Annotated in this window: 8 protein-coding genes; 2 read left to right on the plus strand and 6 right to left on the minus strand. The window is 70.6% G+C overall.

Annotation, left to right across the window (positions count from 1 at the left end):
* Nucleotides 1–62: 62 nt before the first annotated feature.
* Nucleotides 63–2,684: a patatin-like phospholipase family protein gene (locus Q0066_RS16340; protein WP_298134931.1), complete on the minus strand. Its 2,622-nt coding sequence runs from the start codon at nt 2,682–2,684 to the stop codon at nt 63–65.
* 85 nt (nt 2,685–2,769) lie between these two features.
* On the opposite strand from Q0066_RS16340, the gene Q0066_RS16345 reads away from it, so the two are divergent.
* On the plus strand, nt 2,770–3,264 hold the full coding sequence (locus tag Q0066_RS16345; RefSeq protein ID WP_298134933.1) for a YbaK/EbsC family protein: 495 nt from the start codon (nt 2,770–2,772) through the stop codon (nt 3,262–3,264).
* Here the strand turns inward: Q0066_RS16345 and Q0066_RS16350 are convergent.
* The 5 genes from Q0066_RS16350 to Q0066_RS16370 all read right to left on the minus strand — a co-directional run bounded on the left by Q0066_RS16350 (nt 3,254) and on the right by Q0066_RS16370 (nt 7,346).
* Nucleotides 3,254–4,663 (minus strand): HAMP domain-containing sensor histidine kinase, encoded by a 1,410-nt coding sequence (locus tag Q0066_RS16350; protein WP_298134935.1) that lies wholly within the window; start codon nt 4,661–4,663, stop codon nt 3,254–3,256. The two genes, Q0066_RS16345 and Q0066_RS16350, sit on opposite strands and share 11 nt — an antisense overlap.
* Nucleotides 4,660–5,382: a response regulator transcription factor gene (locus tag Q0066_RS16355; protein ID WP_298134937.1), complete on the minus strand. Its 723-nt coding sequence runs from the start codon at nt 5,380–5,382 to the stop codon at nt 4,660–4,662. The genes Q0066_RS16350 and Q0066_RS16355 overlap by 4 nt, the downstream gene beginning before the upstream one ends.
* Entirely contained in the window at nt 5,379–6,071 is a 693-nt protein-coding gene (locus Q0066_RS16360; RefSeq protein WP_366521542.1) for a M15 family metallopeptidase, read from the minus strand. The genes Q0066_RS16355 and Q0066_RS16360 overlap by 4 nt, the downstream gene beginning before the upstream one ends.
* An 80-nt stretch (nt 6,072–6,151) precedes the next feature.
* Nucleotides 6,152–6,526, minus strand: coding sequence for a VOC family protein (locus Q0066_RS16365; RefSeq protein ID WP_298134939.1), 375 nt, complete (start codon nt 6,524–6,526; stop codon nt 6,152–6,154).
* Nucleotides 6,527–6,545: 19 nt separating this feature from the next.
* On the minus strand, nt 6,546–7,346 hold the full coding sequence (locus Q0066_RS16370) for a methyltransferase domain-containing protein (protein ID WP_298134941.1): 801 nt from the start codon (nt 7,344–7,346) through the stop codon (nt 6,546–6,548).
* A gap of 107 nt (nt 7,347–7,453) precedes the next feature.
* Here Q0066_RS16370 and helR point away from each other — a divergent pair.
* Nucleotides 7,454–9,594 (plus strand): RNA polymerase recycling motor ATPase HelR (helR, locus tag Q0066_RS16375; protein WP_298134943.1); only part of this gene is annotated, 2,141 nt, incomplete at its 3' end.

Below are 9,594 nucleotides of genomic sequence, written 5' to 3' on the forward strand. Positions count from 1 at the left end.
TGTCGAAACCAAGGCGTCCGAGGTCTCGATAAGCTCGACCAACGGTGGTCCAGTGAAAACACCTAGTCTCGGGGCACTTGACGGAGCTCCGCGAACGGGCGTGGCGCACCGTCGCGCAAGACTCCGGACTGTGGCTCGCTGTGCTTGGCAGGTTCGAGCAGCGTCCCGAGTTCGTCGAAGAACGCGGACGTCTCGGGCCGGTACCAGTAGACCGCGGGGTCGGGGGCCTCCGGTGGCGCCACCGGCGGATTCGGGTCGGCGTGGCCGGCCAACTGGTCGCGGATCGCGTCCAGCACGTCCCAGGGCTCACCGGCTCTCGGAGTGGGAATCAGCCGCGCGTAGGCCTGCTCGCGCAGGGATACCCGCAGCCGGTCGGAGAAGCCGGCCAGGCTTTCGGCGGCCACCCGCAGCCGCAGCCACTGCTGCCGTTCCCATTGCGCGTCGGAGGCGAACCTGCGGCGCAACCGCATGCCGGCGACCACCCCGCGCAGGGCGAGCGAGGCGATGTCGTCGGTGGTCATGAACAGGTTGTTGCCGCCCTCGTAGCTGCGCTGCCGGACCACCGCGATGCGGGCCTGGAAGGCCGGCATCCACAGCTGCGCGGTGTCGCGCCACTGCAGGCCGGTGCCGATCACCGCGGCCAGGAAGCTGCTCATCGCCCGGCCCAGCGGGGTGCCCAGTTCCTTGGCCGCGCCGGCGTCGCCGAGCAGGTAGACGTCCTGGTGGCCGGCACCGGCGGGATGGCTGCCCAGGTCGATGCCGACGGTCGGCCACAACGGCAGCGGTGAGTCGAACAGGTGGATCGGGAAGTTGGAGGTGACACCGCCGTCGGTCAGCCACAACTCCTGAGCGACCTGGGCCGCGCCGTCCGCGCCCGGCCAGCGCAATTCGGTGGCGCCCCGGCCGAGCCGGGCACCGAACTCGGTGCGCACCGGCGTGGAGCCTTCGCGCAACTCGTAGAGCCGGACGGCCTGGAACAGGCCGGGCAGGGCGAGCGAGGCGCGGGTGGCGAACACCACCGGCAGGTCCCAGGGCTGCGGGAACGGGTAGAGGCTGATCTCGGCACCGGTGGCCAGGGCACGCACCCGCAGCGGGGTGGCCCCGGCGGTCATCGCGGCGATCACCCGGGCGGGGGTCAGGCCGGCCAGGTCGTCCGGGTCGAACCAGAGCTGGTCGCCGGGGGATTCCACGGGCGGCAGCGGGAACCGGTACGGCGCGTGCCGGATCAGCTCGGTGCTCATCAGTTCCAGGTTGATCGACCGCAGCCGGGCGGTCGTGGCGGCGCGGCGTCCGCTGCCGTCCGGGTCGCGGGGGGTGTAGTCGCCGCCGGTCCACAGGTGGCCGAATCGCAGCACCTCGTCGGGGTCGAAGCCGGCCAGGTCGGCCATCGCCCCGGTCAGCCAATCGGTCAGGTTCGCTTCGACGGTGGTGTCCGGCAGGACGCCGGCGGCGCTGTCCACCAGCCGGGCCAGCCGGCCACGCCAGGTGCCGGCGTCCGTGGCCTGCCCGGAACCGCCGATCAGGCCGAACCGATGGTCCTTGGCGGTGCTGGAGAACCACACCAGGCCGATGCCGAAGCCGATCAGCACGAAGGCCATCTCGGCGACCAGGAAGATCAAGGTCATCAGCAGGCCCACCCAGCCCAGCGCGTAGTGGGCGGCCAGCACCCAGGCCAGGGCGCACACGACGACCAGGCTCATCATCCGCAGCCACGGACGCCGCTCGGCCGGCGGCAGCGGCACCGGCACGGGTTCCTCGAAGCCGCTGGGCGGCTGGGACGGCGTCCGCTGCGGCCGGGTGAACCACAGCGCCACCAGGGGAATCGCCCAACCGAACGCGAGCCAGAGCAGCAGCACCGACCACCAGTAGTTGCCGACGCTCAGCCAGCCGCCGCCCCACTGCCAGGGGGCCGCCGCCGACAGGGCCAGCGGCGCCAGCACGAACGGCACCAGCGTGAGGGCCAGCGCCTTCACGTCCAGACTGACCAGCAACAGCAGGGCACCGCGGACGAACTGACCGCGCATCGCCGCGGCCAGCACCCGGAACAGCGGCAGGCCCGCGAGGGTGGGTTTGAACAACTGGACCAGCCGGAACTCCTGGGGCCCGTTCGGGCGGTCCCGCTGGGTGAGCCAGGCCAGCACGTCGGAGAGTCCGGCGAAGCCCTGCCGCAGCCGGCCCTGGGCGATCTGCTCGGCGTCCCTGGTGTCGTCACGGACGGCGCCGGTGGCGCGCCGCGTCCGGCCCAGTTCGGCGGCCGCGGCCAGCGAGGCGGCGATCGCCCCGGCGGAGGCGCCACCCAGATTGCGGAACCGGAAGTGGCGGGCCAGTTCGCACAGGGCCAGCGGGTAGATCACGCCGCTGGTGGTGCCGCCCTTCATGGTGACGTCGAGGCTGCGGCGGCAGTACTCCTGTTGCTCGGCGGTGAACGGGGCTGTGCCGCCGCTGGTGTCGAGCACCAGGCCGGGCGATTCGTGCAACCGTGCGCCCGGAACGGCGTCCGCGAGGTCGTAGGCGTCCGCCTGCTGCAGCGGTGGCTGCGGCTGCTGCTCGTGCCACAGCCAGCCGTCCGGCTCGTGGATCTCGTAGCCGAGGTAGTCGACCAGTTCCGCGGGACGGTCGTGGTGTCCCTGGGTGAGCACGGTGGACAGGACGTCGATCGCGGCGTCGTTGCGTGGAACGGGCATGTCTCCTCCAGCCGTCAGGACGGACATGCTGATGAGGCCGTGGCCGTCAGATAAATACTCCCTCGCGCGCGGCAGGATGGCTCCCATGACTTCCGCCCAATCCGATGCGACCCTGCCCGCCGGCGCTCAGCGCGTCTCCGAACGGCTGACCGAACTCGGCCACCCTCATGCCCCGCGACTGCTGGCCGACTCGGCGCGCACCGCCCAGGACGCCGCGGACGCGCTCGGCGTCCAGCTCGGCCAGATCGTGAAGAGCATCATCTTCCGGCGGCGCTCCGACGACGCCGCGGTGCTGGTGATGACCTCGGGCGACCGCCGGGTCGACGAGACCAAGGTGGCGATGAAGGTCGGCGAGCTGACCCGGGCGGACGCCCGCTTCGTGAAGGACTCCACCGGCTTCTCGATCGGGGGAGTGTCGCCGGTGGCGCACGCCACGCCGAGCGTGGAACTGATCGACACCGAGTTGTTCCGGTTCGACGTGATCTGGGCCGCCGCCGGTCATCCGCACGCCGTCTTCCAGCTCACCCCCGACGACCTGGTCCGGCTGACCGGAGCCCCGGTCGCCGACGTCACCGCGTGAGCGAAGCGGGGACGAGCGGCAGTTCGACGGCGGCGGTGAACCGGTCCTGATCGACGGTGACGGTGAGCCGTCCCGCCATCAGGGCGGTGAGCCGATCGGCGATGAACAGGCCGAGCCCGCTGCCGTCGCCGTGCCGGGAAGTGTCGCCGCGGACGAACTGCGCGGTCAGCTCGGCGGGCCGCACCGAGAGCGGCTCGCTGGTGCGATTGCTGATCCGCAGCCGGAGCCCGTGCGGTGCCCGGTCCAGGTCGGCATGCACGCAGCTGCCGGGAGCGGCGTACTTGGCGGCGTTGCCGATGAGGTTCTCCAGCACCCGGTACAGGTGCTCGCCGTCGGCCAGCACGACATCGGTCGCCGGCGGCGGACCGACCCAGGTCAACCGCCGCGCGTTCAGGGCGTCGTCGAAGTCGCCGGCCACCTGGCTGACGATCTCGGAGATGCCGATCGGTTGCAGGCGGACCGGCAGGTTGCCGGCGCTGGCGCGTGAGGCGTCCAGCAGGTCGCCGATCAGTCCCTTGAGCCGGTCGGCCTTCCGGGTCAGCACCCCGGTGTATTCGGTCAGCCGCGGTTCGGGCAGTTCGAGCTTGGCGATCAGGTCGACGTAGCTGACGATCGAGGTCAGCGGCGTGCGCAGGTCGTGGGTGAGGTTGGTGATCAGCTCGGCACGGAACCGTTCCTCGCGCAGCCGGGCCTCCACCGCGGCCTCCTTGGCCGCCGTGATCGACAGGATGCTGCGGCAGAGCACCGCCACCGCGACCAGGGTGAGGCCGGCCAGGCCGACCTTGGTGCCCCATTCCCCGATCAGCCACCACACCAGCGACAAGTCCCGGTAGGGGCCCGAGCGAACAGCGGCCTGGACGGCGGATTGGGCGCCGGTGAGCAGCACGAAGGTCGCGATCGCCACCACGGCCAGCACGAAGATGCCGGCGAACTGATTGAGCGGCAGGGTACGGAAAACCTTCGGCCAGAAGATGGTGCTCGACAGGGTGCCGGCCCGGAGTCGCACCAGGATGGTCGCCCACAGGTAACAGCCGGACGCCGCCAGCACGGCCAGGCAGATCACGTGCCAGTTCCACAGACCGCGACCCTTCTCGAAGAAGCCGGCGACCAGCGACCAGAGGGCCACCTCGCCGATCACCACGAAGAACCAGTCCAGCCGGTGGATCCGCTGCCGCGCCATCCGGTGCGCTCCGAGCAGGCAGGACAGCGTGGCCAGCGCCGCCGCCGCGAGCAGCAGCACCGTCGTGACACCCGCGTCCGGAAGCAACGGCGCGACACCGAACCGGCGTCCGTAGTAGCGGAACGGTTCGACCCGCTGGTACAGCATCGCGATCAGTCCCAACGATGTCACGGCGAACGCGACGGCGGCGAACCACGACGAACCGATCACCCGCTTCATGGCAGCGCCACCACCTTGTAGCCGAGTCCGTGCACGACGCGCAGATAGCGCGGCCGGCTGGGGTCGGCCTCGATCTTCTCGCGGATGTGCCGGACGTGCACCGCCACCGTCCGGCCGGGGTCGTAGGCCGGTTCGCGCCACACCGCCTCGTAGATCTGGGCCGAGGAGAACACCCGGTCCTGGTTCGCGATCAGATGCCGCAGAATGCCGAACTCCAACGCGGTCAGCGTCACCGGGGCACCGTTCACCTGGACGGCCTTGCGATCGTCGTCCAACTCCAGCGCGCCGGTGCGCCAGATCCGTCCGGGATCATCGGACGGCAACCCGCCGAGACGGGTGTAGCGGCGCAACGCGGAGCGGATGCGGGCGAACAGTTCGGCCGGCGAGAACGGCTTCACGATGTAGTCGTCGGCGCCGGCGTGCAGACCGAGAATGCGGTCGGACTCCTCACCCTTGGCGGACAGGAAGATGATCGGCACGTTGGATTCCTGCCGGATCCGGTCGGCGGCGCCGATGCCGTCCAGGCCCGGCATCATCACGTCGAGCAGCACCAGATGGACGGTGTGGGAGCGCACGGTTGCGACCGCTTCGGTACCGTCGGAAGCCTCCAGCACCTCGTAGCCTTCGCCGGTCAGGTAGATCCGCAGCGCACGGACGATGTCGGCGTCGTCGTCGCAGACCAGGATGGTGTGCCCGGTCGTCCGGGTGTCGTCGTTCATGCCCGCCTCACGTACTCCTCCAGCACCAGACCCTGATCGTGGCACGTCCGGGCCGCCGGACGGCCGACATAGCGGTAGTGCCACGGCTCGTAGGCGATCCCGGTCAGTTCCTCCTTGTCCGGCGGGTAGCGCAGGATGAATCCGTATCGCCAGGCGTTGCCGGCTAGCCAGCGACCGGCCCGGCTGTCGCCGAACTCGCCGTCGCCCACCCGCAGGTCGGCCAGATCCACCGCCCAACCCGTCTGATGTTCGCTGTGCCCAGGGCGTTGCACGTACGACTTGTCCTCGGCCCGCTTCCACAAGGCCCGCTGCTCGGCGGCGGTGCGATAGCCGATGGCCACATACAGCCTGGTCAGCCCCGCTTTCCGGGCGGCGGCGAAGAGTGACCGCAGCGGTTCGGCGACCTCGGCCGCAACCTTCACCCGGGAACCGGACGCCGGAACCGTGCCGGCCAGTGTGACCAGTTTCGGCGTCCGGAAGTCATCGGGCAGCGGATGGTCGGCGTTGACCAGCAACACCGTCGGATGGTCGGTGTCCCGATTCCGGCTGCCCGGACCGCGTGCCTCGCCGCTCGGTGCCCACAACCCCGCCAGCCAGGCCATCAGCAGCGCCACCACGGCCAGCAGGGTCAGGCAGGCCAGCGTCCGCACCTGCCGCACCCGGCGGATGTCCCTAGCTCCGATCGTCATGGCGATGATCGTTCCGGCCGCGGGTTAAGCCCGAAGCCGGAGTGTTCTTAAGGTTTGACTAAGCGGGTCGAGTTGCGACGTCAGCCTTCCACCCAGAGACAGAACGGGTGTCCGGCAGGGTCGAGGCAGACCCGGACGTTCGCCTGCGGCTGGTAGCGGGCCATCCGGGCGCCGCACTGCCGGGCATGCTGCAGCCCGGCCTGCAGGTCGTCGACCTGGATCTCCAGATGTACCTGCATCTGTTGGTCGCCGGGGGCGCCCGGCCAGGTCGGCCGGACGTGGTTCTTCTCCAGTTGGCAGGCGATCCCGATGCCGCCGTCCGGGTTGCGCACACCGATCCAGGTCGGGTCGTCGATGGGTCCCAGCGTCCAGCCCAGCAGCCGCGCATAGAAGCGCGCCAACGACACCGGGTCGGGCGCGCCCAGCGTGATCGTGGTCAGACGAATCCCCTGCATGGGCCAACCTTCCCACGGCTCAGACGTGGATCAACAGTTCCCCGTGCAGCAGGCTGATCCAGCCGTCGTCCTCGGCCGCCCAATCCCGCCAGGCCTGGGCGACGGTCGCCAACTCGTCCGCGTCGGCCAGCCCGGACGCCACCAGCTGCGTCGCGATCGCCGAGTGCAGAATGCGGTCCGCCCAGCCCTCACCCCAGGCGGCCCGCGATTCGGGGTCGGCGTAGCACCAGGTGCTCGAGGTGACGGTCACGTCGTGGCAGCCGGCGGCGTGCGCCCAGCTGAGCAGGCGGCGTCCGGCGTCCGGCTCGCCGCCGTTGGCCCGCGCGGCGGCGCTGTACAACTCGAGCCAGCGATCCAGGCCCGGGTTCTCCGGGAACCAGGTGAAGGCGCCGTAGTCGCCGTCCCGGACCGCGACCACACCGCCCGGACGGCACACCCGCACCATCTCGCGCAGCGCCTGGACGGGGTCGGGCAGGTGCTGCAGCACCTGGTGGGCGTGCACCACGTCGAAGGAGTCGTCCGGAAGGTCGAGGGCGTGCACGTCGCCGACCAGGTAATCGACGTTGTCGGCGCCGGTTTCTGTGACGCCGGCGCGGGTGAGCGCCAGGACGTCTTCGGAGGTCTCCAGTGCGACGACGCGTCCGGGCGCGACCAGCCGGGCCAGGTCGGCGGTGATGGTGCCCGGCCCGCTGCCGATGTCGAGCAGGGACTGCCCGGGCTTGAGTGCGCCCAGCAGATAGGCCGCCGAATTCGCGGCGGTGCGGGTGCGGTGGGAACGCAGCACGCTTTCGGCGTGCCCGTGGGTATAGGCAGGTGCCATAGCCGCGGACGCTACACCCGCCGGTTTCCGCTCTCCCTGCAATTCCAAGCTATAACCCATCGGGGGGCTTGCCGCAAGACCCCCACCCCGGGGAAGAATCGTCCGTCATGTCCCCGGTTACCACTGCTTTTCAGCTTCCCGAACGCCTCGCCGCCAAGGCCGATCCACGCCTGATCGACGCCGACGAACGGCATCTGGCCAGCATCGCTGATTGCATCGCCGAGCAGGTCGCCGAGGTCTCCGCGCGGCTCGACGAACTCCGGCTGGCGCCCGGACGCCGCGGCCGTCAGGCGCTCGACCGCGACCTGGAGATCCACCGGCTCAGCGCCCGACTGCGACTGTTGCGCCGCTTCGCCTGGGAGGCATGCCTGGGCCGAATGATCTTCACCGACGGCAGCGACCCGGTCTACATCGGACGGGTCGGCCTGACCGATCGCACCGGACGGCAACTGCTGGTCGATTGGCGCACTCCGGCCGCCGAACCGTTCTTCGCCGCCACCCGAGCCCATCCACTGGGGCTGGCCGGACGCCGCCGCTACCGCTGGATGGACGGTCGTGTCATCGACTACTGGGACGAGTCCTTCGTCGCCGACGCCGCCGTCCCGAGTGCCGCACTCGACGACCAGTCGGCCTTCCTGGCCAGCCTCGGCGAATCGCGGACGGCGCGGATGCGCGACGTGCTCGGCACCCTGCAGGCCGACCAGGACGCCGTGATCCGGGCCGGCTCGTCCGGTGCGCTGGTGGTCGACGGCGGACCGGGCACCGGCAAGACGGTGGTCGCCCTGCATCGTGCCGCCTACCTGGCCTATGCCGATCCGCGGCTGGGCGGTGCCCGCGGCGGGTTGCTGTTCATCGGTCCGCATCAGGCCTACCTGGCCTATGTCGCCGACATCCTGCCCGGGCTGGGCGAGGAGGGCGTCCAGACCTGCACATTGCGCGACCTGCTGCCCGAAGGCGCCGCCGCGGTGGACGAGCCCGACCCCGGGGTGGCTCGGCTGAAGTCGTCGGCGCGGATCGCTGAAGCCGTCGAGCCTGCGGTTGCGCTCTACGAGGAGCCGCCGACGAAGACGCTGGTGGTCGAGACGCCGTGGGCCGATCTGCGCATCCGGGCCGCCGACTGGGCGGAGGCCTTCGAATCGGTCGATGCCGGGACGCCGCACAACGAGGCGCAGGAGCAGGTCTGGGAGGCGTTGCTGGAGATTCTGCTCGATGCCTTCGACGCGGCGGCGACCGAGGACGAGGTGACCACCGACGACGTCCGCCGTGCACTGGAGGGCAATGGAGTCTTGCGCCGGGAGTTCCGGCGGGCCTGGCCGGTGCTGGAACCCACCGACCTGGTCGCCGATCTGTGGGCGGTGCCGGCCTATCTGCGACGCTGTGCGCCCTGGCTGAGCCCGGACGAGGTGCGGGCGTTGAAGCGTCCCGAGGGCTCGCCGTGGACCGTGGCCGACCTGCCGCTGCTGGACGCCATGCGGCAACGGCTGGGCGATCCCGAGGCGCCGGAACGCAACCGCCGCCGGCGCGCCGAGGAGGCGGCGGATCGGTCCTACATGGACGACGTGGTCGAGGACATCCTGGCTGCCGACGACGACCCCGAGTCGGGTTTGAAGCTGCTCAACCGGGCGAGCATCCGGGACTCGCTGGTGCACGACGACGCGCTGTCGTCGGCCGGTGCCGATCCGCTGGCCGGGCCGTTCGCGCACGTGATCGTCGACGAGGCGCAGGAACTGACCGACGCCGAATGGCAGCTGCTGCTGCGCCGCTGCCCGTCCCGCAGCTTCACCGTGGTGGGGGACAGGGCGCAGGCCCGGCACGGGTTCACCGAGTCGTGGGCCGACCGGCTCGAGCGGGTGGGCTTCGCCGACGTCCGGGTGTCGACGCTGACGGTGAACTACCGGACGCCCGAGGAGGTGATGGCCGAGGCCGAGCCGGTGATTCTGGCCGCACTACCCGACGTAGCGGTGCCGACCTCGATCCGCAGCACCGGGCGTCCGGTGCGTCACGCTTCGCTTGCTGAACGCGAGCCGATTCTTGCCGAGTGGATGACCGCACATCCGGACGGCATCGCCTGCGTCATCGGTGACCCCTCGTACCCAGGAACGGACAGGGTGCGTTCGTTGACTGCCGAAGGCGCCAAGGGCCTGGAATTCGACCTGGTGCTGCTGGTGGATTCCGACGCATTCGAGCCCGGCATCACCGGTGCCGTGGATCGCTATGTGGCGATGACACGGGCCACACAGGATCTGGT

Source organism: Micropruina sp. (assembly GCF_027492755.1).
Lineage (GTDB): Bacteria > Actinomycetota > Actinomycetes > Propionibacteriales > Propionibacteriaceae > Micropruina.